This window comes from Stenotrophomonas sp. 86428_Sma, assembly GCF_056481585.1.
In genome coordinates, this window is the sequence record NZ_CM151156.1 from 2,263,392 (window position 1) to 2,283,530 (window position 20,139).

20 protein-coding genes are annotated in these 20,139 nt (G+C 67.9%); all 20 read right to left on the bottom strand.

The window, feature by feature from the left end:
- Positions 1-14: 14 nt before the first annotated feature.
- On the bottom strand, positions 15-758 hold the full coding sequence (locus tag ACZK3J_RS10410) for an RNA polymerase sigma factor FliA (RefSeq protein ID WP_049401180.1): 744 nt from the start codon (positions 756-758) through the stop codon (positions 15-17).
- On the bottom strand, positions 755-1,642 hold the full coding sequence (locus ACZK3J_RS10415; protein ID WP_049401182.1) for a MinD/ParA family ATP-binding protein: 888 nt from the start codon (positions 1,640-1,642) through the stop codon (positions 755-757). The genes ACZK3J_RS10410 and ACZK3J_RS10415 overlap by 4 nt, the downstream gene beginning before the upstream one ends.
- Positions 1,629-3,251, bottom strand: a complete 1,623-nt coding sequence (gene flhF, locus ACZK3J_RS10420) for a flagellar biosynthesis GTPase FlhF (RefSeq protein ID WP_049461532.1) — start codon at positions 3,249-3,251, stop codon at positions 1,629-1,631. Before flhF ends, ACZK3J_RS10415 begins: the two co-directional genes overlap by 14 nt.
- Positions 3,252-3,396: 145 nt before the next feature.
- Complete coding sequence (gene flhA / locus ACZK3J_RS10425; protein ID WP_478476977.1) at positions 3,397-5,457, bottom strand: flagellar biosynthesis protein FlhA; 2,061 nt, start codon at positions 5,455-5,457, stop codon at positions 3,397-3,399.
- Positions 5,458-5,501: 44 nt separating this feature from the next.
- Positions 5,502-6,632, bottom strand: coding sequence for a flagellar biosynthesis protein FlhB (gene flhB, locus ACZK3J_RS10430; RefSeq protein ID WP_134951772.1), 1,131 nt, complete (start codon positions 6,630-6,632; stop codon positions 5,502-5,504).
- Positions 6,633-6,750: 118 nt separating this feature from the next.
- Positions 6,751-8,883 (bottom strand): putative bifunctional diguanylate cyclase/phosphodiesterase, encoded by a 2,133-nt coding sequence (locus tag ACZK3J_RS10435; RefSeq protein ID WP_478476880.1) that lies wholly within the window; start codon positions 8,881-8,883, stop codon positions 6,751-6,753.
- 164 nt (positions 8,884-9,047) lie between these two features.
- Positions 9,048-9,839: a flagellar biosynthetic protein FliR gene (gene fliR, locus ACZK3J_RS10440; protein WP_012510964.1), complete on the bottom strand. Its 792-nt coding sequence runs from the start codon at positions 9,837-9,839 to the stop codon at positions 9,048-9,050.
- Between the two features lie 13 nt (positions 9,840-9,852).
- On the bottom strand, positions 9,853-10,122 hold the full coding sequence (locus ACZK3J_RS10445; protein WP_012510965.1) for a flagellar biosynthetic protein FliQ: 270 nt from the start codon (positions 10,120-10,122) through the stop codon (positions 9,853-9,855).
- An 82-nt stretch (positions 10,123-10,204) separates the two neighbouring features.
- Entirely contained in the window at positions 10,205-10,984 is a 780-nt protein-coding gene (gene fliP / locus ACZK3J_RS10450; RefSeq protein ID WP_478476882.1) for a flagellar type III secretion system pore protein FliP, read from the bottom strand.
- 1 nt (position 10,985) lies between these two features.
- Complete coding sequence (fliO, locus tag ACZK3J_RS10455) at positions 10,986-11,405, bottom strand: flagellar biosynthetic protein FliO (protein WP_032129212.1); 420 nt, start codon at positions 11,403-11,405, stop codon at positions 10,986-10,988.
- Positions 11,402-11,737 carry a flagellar motor switch protein FliN gene (gene fliN, locus ACZK3J_RS10460; protein WP_012510967.1) on the bottom strand — a complete coding sequence of 112 codons (336 nt, stop codon included), beginning with the start codon at positions 11,735-11,737 and terminating at the stop codon, positions 11,402-11,404. Before fliN ends, fliO begins: the two co-directional genes overlap by 4 nt.
- Complete coding sequence (fliM, locus tag ACZK3J_RS10465; protein ID WP_032129211.1) at positions 11,734-12,738, bottom strand: flagellar motor switch protein FliM; 1,005 nt, start codon at positions 12,736-12,738, stop codon at positions 11,734-11,736. Before fliM ends, fliN begins: the two co-directional genes overlap by 4 nt.
- Before the next feature lie 10 nt (positions 12,739-12,748).
- Positions 12,749-13,264, bottom strand: a complete 516-nt coding sequence (locus ACZK3J_RS10470; RefSeq protein ID WP_049421892.1) for a flagellar basal body-associated FliL family protein — start codon at positions 13,262-13,264, stop codon at positions 12,749-12,751.
- A 223-nt stretch (positions 13,265-13,487) separates the two neighbouring features.
- Complete coding sequence (locus ACZK3J_RS10475) at positions 13,488-14,624, bottom strand: flagellar hook-length control protein FliK (protein WP_478476884.1); 1,137 nt, start codon at positions 14,622-14,624, stop codon at positions 13,488-13,490.
- Positions 14,624-15,091 (bottom strand): flagellar export protein FliJ, encoded by a 468-nt coding sequence (fliJ, locus tag ACZK3J_RS10480; RefSeq protein ID WP_005416437.1) that lies wholly within the window; start codon positions 15,089-15,091, stop codon positions 14,624-14,626. The genes ACZK3J_RS10475 and fliJ overlap by 1 nt, the downstream gene beginning before the upstream one ends.
- A 3-nt stretch (positions 15,092-15,094) precedes the next feature.
- Positions 15,095-16,480, bottom strand: coding sequence for a FliI/YscN family ATPase (locus ACZK3J_RS10485; RefSeq protein ID WP_032129207.1), 1,386 nt, complete (start codon positions 16,478-16,480; stop codon positions 15,095-15,097).
- A complete protein-coding gene (locus ACZK3J_RS10490; protein ID WP_049421898.1) occupies positions 16,477-17,118 on the bottom strand; it encodes a FliH/SctL family protein in 642 nt (213 codons plus the stop codon). The genes ACZK3J_RS10485 and ACZK3J_RS10490 overlap by 4 nt, the downstream gene beginning before the upstream one ends.
- On the bottom strand, positions 17,115-18,101 hold the full coding sequence (gene fliG, locus ACZK3J_RS10495; RefSeq protein ID WP_024958226.1) for a flagellar motor switch protein FliG: 987 nt from the start codon (positions 18,099-18,101) through the stop codon (positions 17,115-17,117). Before fliG ends, ACZK3J_RS10490 begins: the two co-directional genes overlap by 4 nt.
- 7 nt (positions 18,102-18,108) lie before the next feature.
- A complete protein-coding gene (gene fliF / locus ACZK3J_RS10500; protein WP_125432504.1) occupies positions 18,109-19,755 on the bottom strand; it encodes a flagellar basal-body MS-ring/collar protein FliF in 1,647 nt (548 codons plus the stop codon).
- A 13-nt stretch (positions 19,756-19,768) separates the two neighbouring features.
- Positions 19,769-20,134, bottom strand: coding sequence for a flagellar hook-basal body complex protein FliE (gene fliE / locus ACZK3J_RS10505; protein ID WP_005409552.1), 366 nt, complete (start codon positions 20,132-20,134; stop codon positions 19,769-19,771).
- Between the last annotated feature and the right edge of the window lie 5 nt (positions 20,135-20,139).

Below are 20,139 nucleotides of genomic sequence, written 5' to 3' on the forward strand. Positions count from 1 at the left end.
CGCCTCGGGGATGTTCATTCTTCGAGGCCTGCGTCGGCAGCCTCGAACAGCTTCAGCCGGCCACGCAGGCGCAGTACCGCCTGGCCGTGGATCTGGCAGACCCGCGACTCGCTCACGCCGAGCACCGCGCCGATCTCCTTCAGGTTCAGTTCCTGCTCGTAGTACAGCGAGAGCACCAGTTGTTCGCGCTCGGGCAGGTGGCCGATGGCCTTGCCCAGCTCGCGACCGAACTCGCCGCGCTCCAGTACCTGCTGCGGGGTCGGCCCGCCCTGGGCGACGGTGTCCAGCTCGCCCTGGTCCTCGATGCGCGATTCCAGGCTCAGCACCTGGCCACGTGCAGCGTCTTCCATCAGCCGCAGGTACTCGGGCAGCGGCATCTCCATCGCGGCGGCCACTTCAGTGGCGCTGGCGGCACGGCCACTGCTCTGTTCCAGGCGGCGGATGGTGGCGGCGGCATCACGTGCACGGCGGTGCACCGAGCGCGGGACCCAGTCACCACGGCGGATCTCGTCGATCATCGAACCACGGATGCGGATCGAGGCGTAGGTCTCGAAAGAAGCACCCTGGTCGGCGTCATAGCTGCGCGAGGCTTCGATCAGGCCCATCATGCCGGCCTGGATCAGGTCGTCGACCTCGACGCTGGCCGGGAGGCGCGCGGCCAGGTGGTGGGCGATGCGCCGCACCAGGTCCGAATGCTGGGCGATGACTTCGTTCGCCGCCGAGCGCTGCACTTCCCTGTACTGGGCTGCGCCTTTCATGCCGTCACCCCACGCTGCTTGAGGATGCGTTCGAGGAAGAACTCGACGCCGCCACGCGGTTCGGTCGGCGCCTGCCAGCGCGCGGTACGGCGCGCGATCTCGGTGATCGCCAGCGCCGCCGGGCTGGACGGATAGGCCTTCACCACCGGCTGCTGGCGCTGCACCGACAGGCGCAGCCAATCGTCCTGCGGCACGCAGCCCAGGTAGTTCAGCGAGACATCGGCAAGGAACTTCTCGCAGACGCGGGTCAGCTTTTCGTACAGCACGCGGCCCTCGTTGGGGTCGCGCACCATGTTGGCCACCACCTGGATGCGGTCCACGCCACGCTCGCGCGACAGCACCTTGATCAGTGCGTAGGCGTCGGTGATCGAGGCCGGCTCGTCACAGACCACCACCACGGTGTCCTGTGCGGCCTGGCAGAAGGTCAGCACGCCATCGGTGATGCCCGCGGCAGTGTCCACCACCATGATGTCCAGCTCGCGCTCCAGCTCGGAGAACACGTTGACCAGGCCAACGTGCTCGGCCGGGGCCAGCTCGGCCATGTGGCGGCGGCCGGATGCGGCCGGGACCACCAGCACGCCGTTCGGGCCTTCGACGATGACGTCATCCAGCGTGCAGCGGCCGGCGACCAGGTCGGCCAGTGTAAAGGTGGGGTTCAGGCCCAGGATCACGTCGATGTTGGCCAGGCCGAGGTCGGCGTCCAGCAGCAGCGTGCGCTTGCCCATGCCAGCCAGTGCCACGGCCAGGTTGGCCGACACATTCGTCTTGCCCACGCCGCCCTTGCCGCCAGTGACCGCAATGGTGCGCACAGGGCCGAGCGGCTCGCTGCGGGTGGCCGACAGCGGGAAGGTCTTGGTCAGCTTGGCGTACTCACGCGACGGCATGGTTCAACTCCGGGTTGCAGGGCATATCGGCCGCGCGGCGCAAATCTTCAAGGCGAAGTACAAGATTGGCTGCACTGGCCCGGTGCAGGTCCTCCGGGACGTCCTGGCCATCGGTCACCCAGGTGATCGGCAGGGCATGATCCACGGCCACCGACAGGGCGTTGCCGAAGCGGCCGGTCTCGTCCAGCTTGCTCAGTACCAAGCCCTGCAGGTTGGCGGCGCCGAAGCGGCGGACCACCTCGTCCATGTCGCCGAAGCTGGTGTTGGCCGGCAGCACCAGCAGGGTGCGGACCTGGCGCGCGGCACGCAGCCACTGCAGCTGGGCGGCCAGGGCGCGGTCGCGCGGGCCCAGGCCGGCGGTGTCGATCAGCACCAGCTTGTAGTCCTTCAGGCGTTCCAGCAGCTGGTCCAGGTCGGTGCCGCTGTTGGCCTCGTGCACCGCGATGCCGAGCTGGCGGCCGTAGCCGTACAGCTGCTCGCGGGCACCGATGCGGGTGGTGTCGGTGGTGACCAGGGCCACGTCACGCGGCGCGTGCTTCTCGGCGAAGCGCGAGGCCAGCTTGGCGATGGTGGTGGTCTTGCCAGCGCCGGTCGGGCCGACCAGGGCGATCACGCCACCTTCTTCCAGCGGGTCGACCGGGGCGATCGGCAGCTTGCGCGAAATCAGCCCCAGCATCAGGCCGCGGCCTCGATGGGCCTCGGTCTCCAGCGGGATCTGCATGGCCACGTCGCGGGCGAGGCCGGCATCGAAGCCATACTCGTCCATCAGGTCCAGCGCGGTGGCGCGCACCGGGCAGCCGCGCAGGCGCTCGTCGGTGAAGCGGTTCATCTCGCGCTCGATCACATGGCGCATGCCGGCCACTTCCTGGCGCAGCTGGCGGATCTCGGCGTCGTCCTGGGCCACCAGGGTCAGTGCCGGGGCTGGGGCCAGCACGGGGGCAGCGCCGGTTTCGTCGCTGGCTTCGACCGGTGCCGGTTCGCTGGCGACGATCCCGGGTTGCGCTTCGGTCACGGCAGCGGTCGGCAGCGGCGGCGGCTGCACGGCCGACGCCGCGCTTTCGTGATGCGTCTCGTGCGGCGGGTCGATCTGGAAGCGGGCGCGGTTGGCCGGTGCGGCGGTGCTGGGCGCCGGTGCGACGATGGCTTCGGCGAACGGAGCGAAGATCTGATCCGGCAGCGCCGGTTCGTTGACGGCGGCGCGTGCCAGGGTGGCGGCGAAGCCGGTGCTGCCGCGGGTCGGCACGATCTCGTCGGCGCTGTCCAGGGTGCGGCCGGTGGCGCCGACCGCAGCGCGGGCGAGGGCAGCCACGGCCGAGGTGGTTGCGGCCACCGGTTCCGGTGCCGGGGTATTGCTGCGGCGGCGGGTGACCGCGGCGATCACCGCGTCGGCGGCGGTGCGCGGCTTCGGCGCCGGCGGCGGAGCGATGTCACGACGCGAGGCTTCCAGTGCACGCTGCACGGCGCTCTCGTCGTAGTTGGCGGCGGCGACGATCTCGATGCCTTCCTCGATCCGGCGGTTGGACAGGATCACGGCGTCAGGACCATGTTCCTTGCGCACCAGGTTCATGGCCGAGCGCATGTCGGCGGCGACGAATCGTTTGATTTTCATGCTGTGGTCACGGGACGAAGACGGCGGGGTGGCGGTCGGAGAACTCGGGTGGTCGGTGGTCTGCACGGTGCGGGTTCCCCTTGGTATCTGTCTGTTGCGTTGGTTCGAAAGTGGTGTCTGTTTTCTGGCGCATCGGAGGGCGGCGTCAGCTGATCGTTCCGACCAGCTTCAGGCGCTTGTCCTCCGGCACCTCGCTGTAGGCCAGGACCGACAGCGACGGAACGCTGTGGCGGACCAGGCGGGCCAGCGCGGCACGCACCGGGCCAGGTACCAGCACGACCGCGGGCTCGTTGCGGGCTTCCTGCTTGCTGACGCATTCGGCCAGGCTCTGGTGCAGTCGCTCAGAGAGTCCGGGTTCCAGCGCGGCGCCGTTGCCCTGCGTGGACTCCTGCAAGACACGTTCCAATTGTGGGTTGAGCGTGAACACCGGCAGCTCCGCCGACATTCCGGCGATCTCCTGCACGATGAAACGACCCAGTGCGGTGCGCACGGCGGCAGTCAGCACGGCCGGGTCCTGGCTGTTCGGAGCGTGTTCGACCAGTGCTTCGGCGATCTTGCGCAGCTGGCGGATCGGAATGCGCTCGATCAGCAGGTTCTGCAACACGCGCACCACCGCCGACAGCGGCAGCGCCTTCGGCGTCAGATCTTCGACGAGCTTGGGTGCGCTCTTGGCCAGGTTGGCCAGCAGGTGCTGCACTTCCTCGTGGCCGAGCAGTTCCGGCGCGTGTTCGCGGATGAGGTGCGAGAGGTGGGTGGCGACCACGGTGGCTGGATCGACCACGGTATAGCCCAGCGTTTCAGCCTGGGCACGCTGGTGCGGTTGGATCCAGGTCGCGTCCAGGCCGAACGCGGGGTCCTTGCCGGCGATGCCTTCCAGTGCGCCGAGGGCGCTGCCCGGGTCCAGCGCCAGTTCGCGGTCGGGGTGGATCTCGGCGGTGGCCACCGGTACGCCGTGCACCAGCACGCGGTAGCCGTTGGCCGGCAGTTCCAGGTTGTCGCGGATGTGCACCGACGGGATCAGGAAGCCGACGTCCTGGGTCAGCTTGCGGCGCACGCCCTTGATGCGTGCCATCAGTTCGCCGCCCTGGCTGCTGTCCACCAGCGGAATCAGCCGGTAGCCGACCTCCAGGCCCAGCGGATCGACCGGGCGCAGTTCGTCCCAGCTCAGTTCGGCAGTCGGAGCCGGCGCGGCCGGGCGGCCGAGTGCGTTGAGCGCGGCAGCGTCATTGCCTGCGGCTGCCGGATCGGTGGCCGCGGCCTTGCCCTTTCGGTAGACCTTCCAGGCGATGAAGCCGAGGATCGCGGACAGCGTCAGGAAAGCGACGTTGGGCATGCCCGGCACCAGGCCGACCACACCGATGATGCCGGCGGTGATCGCCAGCGCACGGTACTGCCCGAACACCTGGCCGGTCATGGCCTGGGCCATGTCCTGCGAGCGCGAGGCACGGGTGACCAGCATGGCCACGGCGCTGGAGACCAGCAGCGCCGGCAGCTGCGCCACCAGGCCATCACCAATCGACAGCAGGGTGTAGGTGGCAGCGGCATCGCCGAACGGCATGCCATGCTGCAGCACGCCTACGGCCAGGCCGCCGAGCATGTTGATGAACAGGATCAGGATGCCGGCAATGGCATCACCACGGATGAACTTGCTGGCACCGTCCATCGCGCCGTAGAAATCGGCTTCCTCGCGGACTTCCTCGCGGCGCAGCTTGGCTTCTTCACGCGTCAGCAAACCGGCGTTGAGGTCGGCGTCGATCGCCATCTGCTTGCCGGGCATCGCGTCGAGGATGAAGCGCGCGGTCACTTCCGAGACGCGGCCGGCGCCCTTGGTGATGACCACGAAGTTGATGATGGTCAGGATCGCGAACACCACGATGCCGACCGCGTAGTTACCGCCGATCACGAACTCGCCGAAGGCGGCGATGACCTTGCCCGCGGCGTCATGGCCGTTCTGGCCGTTCAGCAGGATCACGCGGGTGGAGGCGACGTTCAGCGCCAGCCGCAGCATGGTGGTGATCAGCAGCACGATCGGGAAGATTGTGAAATCCAGTGGGCGCTTCACGTAGACCACCGCCAGCAGCACCATCAGCGAGATGGCGATGTTGAAGGTGAACAGGGCATCGAGCACCGGCGCGGCCAGCGGCACCACGACCATGGCCAGCAGGGCCAGCACGATCAGCGGTGCGCCAAGGCCCTGGCGGATCATTTCCAGCGCGCGGCGGGTGTTGAAACCGGTGGAGGGCTGGGCGCTCACGGGCGGCCTCCCTTGCCGAATTCATCCACCTGGATGTGCGGGGCGTCCGGCATCGGGCCAGTGCGCCAGGCGCGCAGCTGGTAGACGTAGGACAGGACCTGGGCGACGGCCGAATACAGTCTCACGGGGATTTCCTTTCCGAGTTGGCCTTCCCGATACAAGGCGCGTGCCAAAGGCGGGGCGGAGACGATCGCCACCTTGTTGCCGTCGGCCACTTCACGGATGCGCAGGGCGGTCTCATCCACACCCAGGGCGACCACGGTGGGGGCGTTCATGGCGCCGCCCTCGTACTTAAGGGCGACCGCGTAGTGGGTGGGGTTGACCACCACCACGTCGGCAGTGGGCACCGCCTCCATCATCCGGCGGTTGGCCATCTGCTGCTGCAGCTGGCGGATTCGGCCCTTTACCTCCGGGCTGCCCTCGCTTTCCTTCATTTCGCGACGCAGCTCTTCACGGGTCATCTTCAGCTTGCGCATCCAGTTCCAGCGCTGGTACGGGGCGTCGATGGCCGCCAGCACCAGCATCGCGCCGGCGGTGGCCAGCAGCAGGCGCAGGGTGAAGCCGAGGCCGTCGGTGATGGCGGTCTCCAGCGGGTGGTGGATCAGCCCGCGCAGGGTGTCGAAGCCGGTCCACACCACCAGCCCGGCGGCAACGCCGACAAAAGCCACGCGCAACAACGACTTGGTGAACTCGGCGATGGCTTCCGGGCCATACAGGCGCTTGAGCCCGCTCATCGGGTTCATGCGGTTGAAGTCGGGCATCATCGCCTTCTGCGACCAGCGCAGGCCGCCCATCACCAGCGGGGCGACGAAGCTGGCCAGCAGGCAGACCAGCACCAGCGGCGCGATCACCAGCATGAACTGCAGCAGCAGGTCGCCGAAGTGGCCGAACAGTTCCTTCGGGTTCTGCCGCAGGCTCTGTTCCGGGCTGAGTGCATGCTTCATCCAGGCGCTTGCACCGCGGCCGATCGAGCTGCTCATGGCCATCACCGCCAGCACGCCGGCGCCGAACACGGCGGCCGTTCCGAGCTCGCGCGAGCGCGGCAGGTTGCCCTGTTCACGGGCGTCGCGCAGGCGTTTTTCGGTAGGTTGTTCGGTCTTTTCGCCGGCGGATTCGTTCTCGGACATCACGGGCACTGCGGCAGGGGATGCCGGGGTGCGTGCAAGAACCGTTCCGTTATGGGTTCATGTGCCAACCAAGGTTGGCATCTACCAGAGCAGGTGCAGGTGGGAGCGCAGCCTGGATTTACCCCGGCGGGTGCTGCGTCGGCGGGCTCTGCGCCAGTTCCACCCGAGGCCGGGGCAGGTCATGCAGCTGCATGAAGCGGGCGGCATCCACCGGGCGGCCGAGCAGGTAGCCCTGCAGGTAATCGCAGCCCAGCCGCTCCAGGTAGGCGCGCTGCGCGGCGGTTTCCACGCCTTCGGCCACGATGTCCATGTCCAGCGCGTGGCCCAGCGCCACGATCGCCGAGACGATCACCACGTCCTCGGCGCTGTGCTCCAGGTCGCGTACGAAGGCGTGGTCGATCTTGATTTCGGTGGCCGGCAACCGCTTCAGGTACAGCAGGCTGGAATAGCCGGTGCCGAAGTCATCGATGGAGATGCCCACGCCCAGTGCCGACAGCGCCTGCAGCAGGCGCAGGCTGGTATCGGTATCGCGCATCACCGTGCTTTCGGTGATCTCCAGCACCAGGTGGCGTGGGGCAATGTCGTGGCGTTCGATCACTTCACGCACATCCTGCAGCAGGTGCGGCGAACTGAACTGCACCGGCGACAGGTTCACCGACATCGACCAGCCCTCGTGGCCGGCATCGTGCCAGCGGCGCAGCTGCTGGCAGGCCTGGTCCAGCGCCCAGCGCCCGATCTCATTGATCGCACCGCTGCGTTCGGCCAGCCGGATGAAGCGGTCCGGCGGGATCAGGCCATGCTCCGGATGGCGCCAGCGGATCAGCGCTTCGGCACCGGCCACCTTCTGCGTGGCTACCTGGATCTTCGGCTGGTAGTGCAGGAACAGCTGCTCGCTGCCGATGGCCCGGCGCAGGTCGGCCAGCAGCCGGAACTGTTGTTCGGCGCTGTCATTCATCCAGTCGGCGAACAGTACGAAGGCGTTGCGTCCGGATTCCTTGGCCTGGTACATCGCTGCATCGGCAAAGGCCATCAGCTGCCGCTCGCTGGCAGCGTGATCCGGACAGATCGCCACGCCGATGCTGGCGGTCACCTGCAGTTCGTTGTCGGCCAGCAACGGCCCGCTGCCGACCGCCTGCAGGATGCGCCGGGCCAGAGTCGGCAGGTCCTCGTCGTGCTCGATGCGCACCACCAGCACGAATTCGTCACCGCCCAGACGGGCCAGCATGTCGTTGGGCCGAAGCAGCTGGCGCGTGCGTTCGGCCACCGCAACCAACAGTGCATCGCCGGCCTGGTGGCCGTAGGCATCGTTGACCTGCTTGAAGCCATCCAGGTCCATGAACATCACCGCGAAGCGGCTGCCGCCCTGTTCGGCCTCGGCCAGCGCCTGCACGATGCGACGCTGCAGCAGCAGGCGGTTGGGCAGGCGGGTAAGCGGGTCGTGCAGTGCGGCCTGGGTCAGTTCCTGCTGTGCGTCGGTCAGTGAGGTACTCAACAGGGAATTGCGCAGGCGCAGCAGCTGCGCCTCCACCCGCTGGTCCAGCCAGGAGACCACCAGCACCACGGCCAGGATGGCGACGGTCAGCACCACCACCAGCATGGCCAGCCATTCGCTCTGCAGCCCATCGCCGACGGCTGCGCCGCAGATGCTGCCTTCCGGAAAGCGCGCGGCGGCCATGCCGGTGTAGTGCATGCCGACGATGGCCAGCCCGAGCAGGCCGGCAGCCGCGAGCCGGTCGCCGACACGGGTGCGCTGCGCGCGCAGGCGGAACGCCACGTACAGCGCCGTCCACGAGGCGGCCACCGCCACCATCAGCGAAAAAAGCAGCCAGCCCGGGTCGTAGTCGATGCCCGGCTGCATGCGCATTGCGGCCATGCCAACGTAATGCATGCCGGCAATGCCGGTGCCCATCAGCAGCGCGCCACCGGCCAGCCGTGGGTGGGGCAGGGTACGCAGCGAAACCAGCCATAGCGCGAACACCGATGAGGCGATCGCCAATGCGAGGGAAAGCAGGGTGATGGGCAGGTCGTAGCCGAGCGGAATGGGCAGGTCGAAGGCGAGCATGCCGATGAAGTGCATCGACCAGATACCCAGGCCCATGGCGAAGCCACCACCGAGGCGCCACCACCACGCCGCGCCCTTGCCGGGTGCAGTGACCGTGCGCCCGGCCATCGCCAGCGCGGTGTACGAAGCCATCACGGCAACCAGCAGCGAGATCGCCACCAGCCACGGGTTGTACGTGCCTACCAGCATTCGTCAGTCTCCCGGACCTGCCTGTCGACGGAAACCACGGTGGGGCATGCATGAGGCAGGCCGACGCACGGCGCCGGCCACGTGCGGCATCCCCCCGGTTGCCGCGTATTCACTCTAACGCGCAGACCCGGGGGAAGGGCAAGCAGTAAAACGTGATGATCCGGTCAGTGTGTGACCGTGTCCGCAGCCTGGAAGGCGGCATCGAACAGGCGCTGTACCGGCGGACCCATTTCCCCGGCCAGCAGCGCCAGCAGGAACAGGCCCAGCAGCAGCGACACTGGCAGGCCGAGCTGGATCGGGTTCAGCGCTGGGGCCGCACGGGCCAGGACGCCGAACGCCAGGTTCACCGCCAGCATTGCCACGGTCAGCGGGATCGCCAGGGTCAATGCGCCGCGCAGTACGGTCAGCAGGAAGGTTGGGGCGATGCTGAAGAAGGCGTGCGGGTCCGGCAGCGGGGCGCCGATCGGCAGCGCCCGGTAGCTGTCCACCACCAGCGAGATCAGCGCCAGGTGCCCGTTGGCGGTGAAGAACAGCAGGCCGAACAGCAGATAGAACCACTGGCCGATCACGCCGGAGGTGCCGCCACGCAATGGGTCACTCATCTGCGCGAAGGCCAGGCCGGTGCCCTGGGCGATCAGTTCGCCGGCCATCGCGCCGGCCTCGAACACCAGCCGAAGCAGGAAGCCGATGGATACGCCGATGGCCAGTTCACGGGCGATGGTCAGCACCGTGGCGGCATCGAAACCGGTCCAGTCCGGTACCGGCGGCAGCAGCGGCGCCAGTGCGATGGCCAGGGTGCCAGCCAGCACCACGCGCACCCGCGCGGGTACGGCACGGGTACCGACCATCGGCATGGCCATGGCCACTGCGCCGATGCGCAGCATGGTCCACAGCACGGTGCCGATCATGCCGAAGGCCTGCAGGCCGTCGGCAGCCATCTGGGTGGCGGCGTCCATCGAGGCGCGTGTCCTAGCCGATCAGGTGTGGAATGCGCTGGAACAGCAGCGTGGTGAACTCCACCAGGTGGCCGATCAGCAGGCTGCCCAGCGCGAACAGCACTGCGGTCAGCGCCGCCGCCTTGGCAACGAAGGCGATGGTCGGCTCATTGAGCTGGGTCGCGGCCTGCACCACGCCCACCACCACACCGACCACCAGCACGGTGAGCAGCAGCGGGCCGGCCACCCACAACACGGTGATCAGGCCGCCACGCAGTTCGGTCAGGGCAAGTTCGGGAGTCATTCGGGTTCCATCTGCTCATGTAGCGTCGAGCCATGCTCGACTGTGCTTCTGTAGAGTCGAGCCATGCTCGACTGCCTCTCGATCACGCCGGATTGAAGCTCGCCGCCAAGGTACCGACGGTCAGCACCCAGCCATCCACCAGCACGAACAGCAGGATCTTGAACGGTGCCGACACCAGCATCGGCGACAGCATCATCATGCCCATCGACATCAGCACGCTGGCCACCACCAGGTCGATGATCACGAACGGGATGAAGATCAGGAAGCCGATTTCGAAGGCGGTCTTCAGCTCGCTGGTAACGAACGAGGCGACCAGAACCGGGAACGGGATCGCATCGGGGCTGGCGTAGGTGCCATGCCCGGCGATGCCGGCAAAGGTCATCAGGTCGGTCTCGCGGATCTGCGCCAGCATGAAGCCGCGCAGCGGCGTGGTGGTCAGCGTCCAGGCGGTCTGGAAGTCGATCTCGCCGTTGAGGTACGGCGCCATGCCGGTGCTCCAGGCCTTGTCCCAGGTCGGCAGCATGATCATTGCGGTGAGGAACAGTGCCAGGCCCAGCAGCACCTGGTTGGACGGCGTCTGCCCGGTGCCCAGCGCCTGGCGCAGCAGGCCCAGCACGATGATGATGCGGGTGAACGAGGTCAGCACCAGCAGCATCGACGGGATCAGGGTGATCGCCGTCATCAGCAGCAGGGTCTGCAGCGGCAGGCTGACCGGAGCACCGCCGATCTTGCCGACATTGATGTCCGGCAGCGGCGTGGTCGGGGCACCGGGTGCGGCGAAGGCCAGCGCCGGCATCAGGCACATGGCGAGCATCAGCAGCCACGGCATCAGGGTGGCAAGACGGGTACGGGTGACACGCATGTCAGGGATCCTTGCGCAGCCGCTGCTGCAGCAGCTGGGCGAAATTCGGCAGGTTCTTGAAGTCCGGCACGCGCACCGGCGCGGGCGGCGGCAGCGGTTCGGGCAGGGTGTGCAGGGTGTTGATGCCGCCAGCGGTGACGCCCAGCAGCAGCTGCTGGCCGTTGACCTCGACCACCACCACGCGCTCCTTGGCACCGACACTCAGGCTGGCCACCACCTTCATGCCGTCGGCCGGGCGGAAGCCGCTGCCGGGCAGGCGCTTTAGCAGCCAGCCGAGGCCGATGACCAGCGCCAGCACTGCCAGCAGCGCCAGCACCGCACCGAACAGGCTCGGTGCGGCGGCTGCGTGCTGGCCGATCTGCGGGCCGACCGGAGCGGCGGTCTTGCCGACCGCCAGCAGTGTGGAGGCCAGCAGGCTCAACGCAGTCTCCGGATCCGCTCGCTCGGGCTGACCACGTCGGTCAGGCGAACGCCGAAGCGGTCGTTGATCACCACCACCTCGCCGTGGGCGATCAGGGTGCCGTTGACGAACACATCCAGAGATTCGCCGGCGCCGCGTTCCAGTTCCACCACCGAGCCCTGGTTGAGCTGCAGCAGGTTGCGGATCGGCAGGCGGGCGCGACCGACTTCCAGCGACAGGGTCACCGGCACGTCGAGGATCACGTCCAGGTTGAGGTCGGCGCCGGCCCCTTCTTCGGCCTGCAGGGTGCCGAACTGGGCCGGGGTCGGTTCGAGGGCGTCGATATCGTTCATTGCGGGTCTTCCTGGATGACGGGTGCGCGCGGGCGGGTGCCCGGCGGATGGGTAGCGGTGATCTTCACGGCGTTCATGCCGTTGGCGATGCCGAACTCGCCGGTGAACACCGGGATGTTCTCCACGCACAGCGGCACCTGCGGGCTGAGCTCGATCGGCAGGATGTCGCCGACCTTCAGCTGGGTCAGGTCACGCAGGGTCATGCGCTTGCTGGCCAGTACGCTGGACAGGGTCACCTCGGCGATGTTGAGCTGTTCGCGCAGGGTCTGGCCCCAGCTTTCGTCGCGATCATTGCGGTCGCTCTGGATGCCAGCGTCGAGCAGCTCGCGGATCGGCTCCAGCATCGAATACGGCAGGGTGACGTGGATGTCGCCGCCACCGCCGTCGAGCTCGACGTGCAGCCGGCACACCACCACGTACTCGCGCGGCGTCACGATGTTGGCGAAGTGCGGGTTGATCTCCGAGTTGATGTACTCGAAGTCGACGTCCATCACCGGTGCCCAGGCCTCGCGCAGGTCGGCGAAGGTCTGCTTCAGCAGCAGGTGGATCACCCGCATTTCGGTGGCGGTGAACTCGCGGCCTTCGATGCGGGTGGGGTAGCGCCCGTCGCCGCCGAAGAAGTTGTCGACGATGGCGAACACCAGGGTCGGTTCGAACACGATCAGGCCGGTACCGCGCAGCGGCTTGAAGCGGATCAGGTTCAGGTTGGTCGGCACATACAGCGAGTGCATGTAGTCGTTGAACTTGATCAGTTCGATGCCGCGCACCGACAGTTCGGCCGAACGGCGGATCAGGTTGAACAGGCCGATCCGCCACAGGCGCGCGAAGCGCTCGTGGACCATTTCCAGGGTCGGCATGCGACCGCGGATGATGCGGTCCTGGCTGGCGAAGTCGTACGAACGTGCTTCTCCTGACGGCGGTTCCGCATCGGTCTCGACCGCGCCACTGTCCACGCCGTGGAGCAGGGCATCGATCTCGTCCTGGGACAGCAGATCATTCATCGGTGGGCCCTTACTGGGTCACGAAGCTGGTGAACAGCAGATCGTCGGCGCCGTTGCTGCCGGTCTCGGCCTTGAGCACTTTCTGCACTTCGGCCAGCGAAGCGGCCTGCAGCTTCTGCTTGCCGGCGATGTCGGCGATCTGGTCGGGGCTGACCTGCGAGAACAGCATCAGCAGGCGTGCGCGAATGGCTGGCGCATGCGTCTTGATCGCTTCCAGTGCGGCTGGGTCGCGGGTCATCAGCTGCACTTCCAGCTGCAGGTAGCGCGGGCCGTCGACCGGGCCGTTGAGATTGACCACGAACGCCGGGTCCAGCGCGAAGTACTGCGCCGGTGCCGGAGTACTGGCCTTCTTCGGGGCCTGCGCGGTCTTCTCTTCGTGCTTGGACTGGGTGAAGAACCAGACGCCGCCACCGGCGGCAGCGGCAGCGAGCACGGCCACCAGTGCGGTGATCAGGATCGGACTGCGCGGCTTGGCGGCCTTGTCCTTCTCGGCGGTCTTCTTGGTTTTGTCAGCGGCTGCGGCCACGGGGTGAAGCTCCTGAGGGTTGCTTCACCGGGATATGCAAGGGGTGTGCCGGAGCCGGGGCAGAGGGGTGCGACGGAATTCCGTCGGGGTGCCGGTAGGGCCGTGCGGAGCAAGCTCCGCACCCACCAACGCGATACGGGTAGCTGCTGCTCTATTGCCCCGGTGCCCTGGTGGGTGCCAACCGTCCCGCTCTGGTGGGTGCCAACCTTGGTTGGCACGCTTGTTAGGCGTACGCGTCCAGCAACCCGCGCTGGCGGATCAACTGCGCGGACGACACGCTGGCCTCGCCCGGCGACGGTTCTCCGTCACCCGCGATGCCGCCGCCACTGGCCTGGCCTGACGCATTGCCGTCACCACCGGGCGCCTGATGACCAACATCAGCATGAGCCAGCTGGAAGCCCTGCTCGCCGAGGAGTTCGCGCAGGCGCGGCAGGCTACTTTCCAGTGCCTGGCGCACATCCACGTGTGGGCTGCTGAAGCTGGCATGCACCTTGTCGCCGTTCAACTGCAGGCGCACATCGACCGGGCCCATGTCGTCCGGGCTCAACCGGATGTGGGCGTGGCCGATCTTCTGGTCGGCCAGCCAGCCCAGGCGCGCGCCGATGGCCTGGTCGAAACCATCGTCACCGAGCACCGGCTTCGGCGTCGGCTCGCCATTGAAGATGGCATTGCCGGTGGCCAGCGCGGCCTTCAGATCCTGCACGGCCGCATTGCCCGGCGCATGCAGCAGCGGCGCTGCGGCACGGTCGCCGATGAGGGGTGCGTCGCTGTCTTCGCCACGTTCGATGCGCTTGCCGGGCAGCACCAGTTCAGACAACGGCAGCGTGGCTGTCTGGTCGGTGCCGCTGCTGGTGGTGGACGATGTGGCAGCCGCCGCTGTGGATGGCAGGGCTGCGACGGCCGGCAGTGCGGCGGGGGCGGGTAGTGCGTTGCCGTCTGCGTCGGTAGCCGTTGCGGCCACTGTTGGCAGAGCGGCGGCAGGATCGGCAGGCGCGGGTACCGCCAGCACCAGCCCGGCCAGGCCGAGTGGCGGCCAAGGGGCTTCCTCGGTCGCCGCCGGGGTGTCCTTTTCGGCAACCGGCTTGGCCGGTGCTGTGGGCACCGTGGCGGCGGTCTCTTCGGGGACGGCAGTGCTGTCCGGCCTGCGCTCGGCGCCGGCCTGGCCAGTGCTGTCCGATGCCGGTCCCTGCGTGGACGGCATAGGCGAGTTCGAGGGTTTCGAGGGTGCATCGGCACCCGGCGAGCCACCCTGCAGCAGTTGGCTGAACCCCTTGTTGCCATCACCGCGTGGCGCGCGGGGTGCGCTGCTGCCGGAATGCTGTGGCTGCGCGTTGGCGCTGCTGGCCAATGGCGCGGGCATCACGAGCGGCCCCCCTGCTCGGCGCCGTCCTGATCTTCGGCCTGCACCAGGCGGGCGCGACGCGCGCCAATGTCGTCCATCTCGCGCTGGTCGCGGCGGTCCGTCACCACCTTTTCCTGTGCGCGGTAGCTGGCGGCCAGCTGTTCCAGCACAGCTTTGTCACGGCTGGCCAGGATCAGGCGGGCGCGCTCGGCTTCCACCTTTTCGCGGTTGCCGTTGACCGTGGCCTGCTGCTGCTCCACCGCACTGTCGAGACGGTCGAGGAACGCGCGCCGGTTCAGCAGCTGCGCCGGGCTGGTCGCTGCCATCTGCGCGTTCGCATATTCCTCGGCATAGCGGCGCAGTTCGTCCAGTCGCGATAGATGGGTATCGAGCACGCGCTGGCGTTCGGCCAGATCGCGGGCGACTGCGTCCTCGTGTTCCTGGGCCCGCTTGAGCAGGGGATCGATGCGCTTGGACTGGTTCATGGCTTAACTCTCTTGTTCCACCAGGCGCTGCAGTGCCGCCTGGCTGTGCGGGAGATCTGCGGCCTTGGCGACGTCCTGGCCGAGGAACTCCATGATTTCCGGCCAGCGTTCCAGGGCTTCGTCGGTGGCCGCGTCGTTGCCGCGCTGGTAGGCACCGATGGCGATCAGGTCGCGGTTGGCCGAATAGGCCGAGACCAGCCGCTTCAGCTTGCGGATGCGCAGGCGCCACGGCTCGTCGGCGATTTCCGTGACCACGCGGCTGACCGACGATTCAACGTCGATGGCCGGGTACAGGCCACTGTCGGCCACGCGCCGCGACAGCAGGATGTGGCCGTCGAGGATCGCGCGCGCTGCATCGGCGATTGGATCCTGCGGATCGTCGCCTTCGGTCAGCACCGTGTAGAACGCAGTGATCGAGCCACGGCCCTTGGCACCATTGCCGGCACGCTCGACCAGCGCCGGCAGCTTGGCGAACACCGACGGCGGATAGCCGCGGGTGGTCGGCGGTTCGCCCACCGACAGGCCGATCTCGCGCTGGGCCTGGGCGAAGCGGGTCAGCGAGTCCATCAGCAGCAGCACGTTCAGGCCCTGGTCGCGGAACCATTCGGCGATGGCGGTAGCGCGATAGGCACCATGTAGGCGCGCCAGCGGCGGCCGGTCGGCGGGACTGGCCACCACCACGGCGCGGCGCAGCCCTTCCTCGCCCAGCGTGGTCTCGACGAAGTCGCGTACTTCGCGGCCACGTTCACCGATCAGGCCGACCACGATCACGTCCGCGGCGGTATAGCGGGTCATCATGCCCAGCAGCGTCGACTTGCCGACGCCGGAACCGGCGAACAGGCCGACGCGCTGGCCGCGGCCGATCGGCAGCAGCGCGTTGATCGCGCGCACGCCCACGTCCAGCGGCTGGGTGATCGGTTCACGCGCCAACGGATTGATCGACACGCCGGCCATGCCGACGTGGCCTTCGGCGCGGATCGGGCCCTTGCCATCCAGCGGCACGCCATCGCTGTCGATGACGCGGCCGAGCAGGCCTTCGCCCACTTCCACGCCGCCACGGCGCGCGGACGGCACCACCCGGGCATTGGGCAGAAGGCCGTGCAGTTCGGCGCTGGGCATCAGGTAGGTGCGCTCGCCGGCGAAGCCGACCACTTCGGCATCGACCCAGCCACCATCGACCACTTCCACCTTGCAGCTGGCGCCGAGCGGCGCCTCGCAGCCGACCGCTTCCAGGGTCAGGCCGACCGCGCGACGCAGTACGCCTTCGCGGATCAGGCCGCGGCCATGGGCGGTATCCACACGCAGGCCATCGAGGCGACGGGCCAGGCGCAGGTTGCGGGCCATGGCCCAGTCGGCCGGTGGCGGCGTCGGCTGCTGATCGGGGTTCATGCATTGGCTCCGGTCTGGCGGATCACCGCGTCCAGCGCGCCGCGCAGGCGGGCTTCCAGGGTGCCGTCGATGCGCACGGCTTCGGCGTGCACGCGAAGATCGCCGCGGCTGAGGCTGGTGTCTGGCACCAGGCGCTGTTGTGGCGGCAGGTTCAACAGCGGGGCGAGGGCGGCGATGTCGTCCGGGTGCAGTCGCACTTCCACTTCCCGGGTGCTGCCACCCACCGCGTCGATGGCCTCACCGACCAGCTGTGCCAGCAGTGCCGGGTCGGCTTCATAGGCGCGGCCGACCAGCGCACCGGCGATGCGCACCGCCAGCTCACCCAGTGCGCCGACCACTTCGTTCTCCAGCCGCACCAGTGGTCGGCTGAAGTTGTCGAGGATGCCTTCGATCTGCGCAGCGAGGCGACGCACTTCGGCCTGGCCCTGGCCATAGCCTTCGGCATGGCCGTGCTGGAAACCTTCCTTCTCGGCGCTGTCCTGGATGGCCTGGATTTCCTCCAGGGTCGGCAGCTGCAGCGGCGGCTCCGGCTCGTGTTCCGGGTCCGGCTCGGTGAGTTCGAACGCATCCGCCTGATCCAGCACCGGTTCGGGCTGGGCCAGCAGGTCCGGGGCAAGCCAGCGCACGACGTTGCTCACAGCATGGCCTCCGCGCTGCCACCGATGGTGACGGTGCCTTCATCGGCCATGCGCTTGACGATGGCCAGGATCTCGCGCTGCGCGCCTTCCACGTCGGACAGGCGCACCGGGCCGCGGGCTTCCATGTCTTCCAGCAGGATTTCGGCCGCGCGCTGCGACATGTTGCGGGTGATCTTGTCGCGCACCTTGATGTCGGCACCGCGCAGTGCCAGGCCCAGGCGCTCGCCGCTCACTTCGCGCAGCACCAGCTGCATCTCGCGATCGTCGAGGTCGACCAGGTCGTCGAACACGAACATCAGGTCCTGGATGCGGTTGCTCAACGGCGCGTCGATACGGGCGATCTCGCCCAGGATCGCCTGGTCCTGGCCGCTGTCCATGAAGTTCAGGATATTGGCCGCGCACTGCACGCCGCCGATGTTGGACGACTTCAGGTTCTGGTTGCCGGCGAACTGGCGCTCCATGATCTCGTTGAGCTCATTGAGCGCGTTCGGCGGAATGCCATCGAGGGTGGCGATGCGCAGCAGCACGTCCACGCGCGTGCGGTCGGGCAGCAGCTTCAGCGCGTCGGCGGCCTGGTCGGTTTCCAGGTGCGCCATCACGATGGCGATGATCTGCGGGTGCTCGTTGCGCACCAGGTCGGCCACCGCGCGCGGGTCCATCCACTTCAGTGCGTCCAGGCCGGTGGTGTTGCGGCCGAGCAGGATGCGGTCGATCAGGTTGCCGGCCTTCTCGCTGCCCAGCGCCTGCACCAGCATGTTGCGGATGTAGTCGTCCGAGCCAACGCCCAGCGAGGTCTTCGAGCCGAGCTCCTGGCCGAACTGGTCCATCACCCGTTCCACCTGCTCGCGGGTGATGTCGGTCATGGTGGCCATGGCGATGCCGATTTTCTGCACTTCCTTGGGTTCCATGTGGCGCAGCACTTCGGCCGCATCCAGCTCACCCAGCGAAAGCAACAGTACGGCGGCGCGCTGCACGCCGGTCAGTGGTGCCTCAGTCATTGGCCACCCAACCCTTGACCACCTGGGCCACGCGCTTGGAGTCGGTCTTCACGGCTTCACGCGCCATCCGCAGTCGTTCCTCATATGAATCCACCGGCAGGGCCAGCGCATCCGGCCCGCCCAGGCTGGCCCGGTCGGCGCCCAGCGCCGGCAGCGGCATGCCATCGTCATCGACCAGCTGCACGTCCGCGGTATGCGGCTCCAATGCCTGTTCGTCGTTCTTCTTGTTCTGGCCGGTGATCGCGCGCAGTGCAGGGCGCAGCACACCGAACAGCAATGCCAGCACCACCACGGCACCCAGCAGCATGCGACCGGCGTCGTGCACCCACGGCAGCTCCCACCATGCCGGGCCTTCGACCGGCGTGGTGTCACGCACGAACGGGGCATTCATCACCGACACGGTGTCGCCACGCTCGGCGTTGAAGCCGACGGCCTGCTTGACCAGCGCCTCGACGCGGGTCAGTTCGGCGGCCGACAGCGGCTGCGGGCTCATCTTGCCGTTGGCACCGGCGCGCGGGACGTTGTCCACCAGCACCGCCACCGAGACGCGCTTGATGCGGCCGGCCGGCTGGCGGGTGTGCTGCAGGGTGCGGTCCAGCTCGTAGTTGCGGGTCGCGTTCTTGCTGCTTTCGGTCGGAGTCTGTGCGGTTGCCGGTGCGGCCTGCTGGCCCGGCGGGCTGTTGCTGGTCGCGCCCGGCACGCCCTGCGGGCCCGGGGTGCTGGTGGTGTTCTCGCTCATCTGCTCGCTGCGCAGCTTCTGCGGTTCACCGTTGTAGAGCTCACGGGCCTCCTCGGTCACCGAGAAATCCATGTCCACGCTCACTTCCGGGTTGACGCGGCCAGGGCCGGTCATCGGTTCCAGCAGCTCGCGGATGCGCTGGTTGAACGAGGTTTCCTGGCGGCGCACCTGCTCGAACTGGGCAGCGTTGACCGCCGCTTCGCTGTTCGGGTCGGTGATGCTGAGCATGCGCCCGCTCTGGTCGACCACGGTCACCCGCTCCGGCGCGAGATCCGGGATGCTGGCCGCAACCATGTGCACGATGGCATCCACCTGGCTGCGTTCCAGCTGCTGGCCACCACGCAGTTCCAGGGTGACCGAGGCACTGGCTACGTCGCGCTGGCGGGTGAAGGCGCTGGGCTTGGGAATGGCCAGGTGCACGCGCGAATCGCGCACCGGGCGCAGCGTGTTGATGGTGCGCGACAGTTCGGTTTCCAGCGCGTGCTGGTAGCGCGCGCTTTCCACGAACTGGCTGACGCCGAATCCCGGGTCGCGTTCCATCAGCTCGAAGCCGAGCTTGCCACTGTCGGTCAGGCCGGAACCGGCCAGCTTCAGGCGGGCGTCGTGCAGGTTCTTTTCCGGCACGGTGATGCCACCGGTGGCCGGGTCGAGGGCGAACGGGATCTGCGCGGCACGCAGCAGGTCGGTCGCTTCAGCGGTGGCCTTCTGGTCCAGGCCGGTGTACAGCGGGACCATGCCCGGCTTCTGCGACCAGAAGAACACGGACAGGCCTGCCGCCACCGCCACCGCGATCATCGCCATCAGGCCCAGCCGACGGGTGATCTGCAGGCTCTGCAGGCGGTCGAACCATTGCCCGGCCTTTTCGGCGTTCAGGCTGTCCTTGGAGAGCGTCAGTGCCATGCGTCTCTATTCCTTACAGCGGCATGTTCATCACGTCCTGGTAAGCCTGGACGAGACGGTTGCGGACTTCCACGGTGGCGCGGAAGGCGATCTGGGACTGCTGCGAGGCGACCATCACCTTGGCGAGGTCGGCGCTGGGGTCGCCCATTTCGAAGGCCTTGGCGAGGGCGCCGGATTTCTGTTGCGCATCGTTGACGCCGGCAATCGCACCACGCAGGGTTTCGGTGAAGCTGGCCGGCTGGGCCTGCGGTGCATCCAGCACCGTGCCCGGCAGGGCGTTGCTGCGCGGCGTTTCGCCCAGCGGGTTGAGCGCCGGCTGTCCCATCTGGGTCTGATAGGAGCGGATCTGCGAAAGGATCGAAGTGACGGAGTGGGACATCTGCA

What these genes read in the sequence shown, in the direction of transcription:
- ACZK3J_RS10410 (WP_049401180.1), bottom strand. Translation starts at nt 758, where the DNA reads ATGAAAGGCGCAGCCCAGTACAGGGAAGTGCAGCGCTCGGCGGCGAAC.
- ACZK3J_RS10485 (WP_032129207.1), bottom strand. Translation starts at nt 16,480, where the DNA reads ATGAACCCCGATCAGCAGCCGACGCCGCCACCGGCCGACTGGGCCATG.
- fliN (WP_012510967.1), bottom strand. Translation starts at nt 11,737, where the DNA reads ATGAACGATATCGACGCCCTCGAACCGACCCCGGCCCAGTTCGGCACC.
- flhB (WP_134951772.1), bottom strand. Translation starts at nt 6,632, where the DNA reads ATGTCCGAGAACGAATCCGCCGGCGAAAAGACCGAACAACCTACCGAA.
- fliM (WP_032129211.1), bottom strand. Translation starts at nt 12,738, where the DNA reads ATGAATGATCTGCTGTCCCAGGACGAGATCGATGCCCTGCTCCACGGC.
- fliJ (WP_005416437.1), bottom strand. Translation starts at nt 15,091, where the DNA reads ATGAACCAGTCCAAGCGCATCGATCCCCTGCTCAAGCGGGCCCAGGAA.
- ACZK3J_RS10435 (WP_478476880.1), bottom strand. Translation starts at nt 8,883, where the DNA reads ATGCTGGTAGGCACGTACAACCCGTGGCTGGTGGCGATCTCGCTGCTG.
- flhA (WP_478476977.1), bottom strand. Translation starts at nt 5,457, where the DNA reads ATGATCCGCCAGGGCCTTGGCGCACCGCTGATCGTGCTGGCCCTGCTG.
- fliF (WP_125432504.1), bottom strand. Translation starts at nt 19,755, where the DNA reads ATGGCACTGACGCTCTCCAAGGACAGCCTGAACGCCGAAAAGGCCGGG.
- ACZK3J_RS10445 (WP_012510965.1), bottom strand. Translation starts at nt 10,122, where the DNA reads ATGACTCCCGAACTTGCCCTGACCGAACTGCGTGGCGGCCTGATCACC.
- fliR (WP_012510964.1), bottom strand. Translation starts at nt 9,839, where the DNA reads ATGGACGCCGCCACCCAGATGGCTGCCGACGGCCTGCAGGCCTTCGGC.
- ACZK3J_RS10415 (WP_049401182.1), bottom strand. Translation starts at nt 1,642, where the DNA reads ATGCCGTCGCGTGAGTACGCCAAGCTGACCAAGACCTTCCCGCTGTCG.
- fliE (WP_005409552.1), bottom strand. Translation starts at nt 20,134, where the DNA reads ATGTCCCACTCCGTCACTTCGATCCTTTCGCAGATCCGCTCCTATCAG.
- flhF (WP_049461532.1), bottom strand. Translation starts at nt 3,251, where the DNA reads ATGAAAATCAAACGATTCGTCGCCGCCGACATGCGCTCGGCCATGAAC.
- fliP (WP_478476882.1), bottom strand. Translation starts at nt 10,984, where the DNA reads ATGCGTGTCACCCGTACCCGTCTTGCCACCCTGATGCCGTGGCTGCTG.
- ACZK3J_RS10475 (WP_478476884.1), bottom strand. Translation starts at nt 14,624, where the DNA reads ATGCCCGCGCCATTGGCCAGCAGCGCCAACGCGCAGCCACAGCATTCC.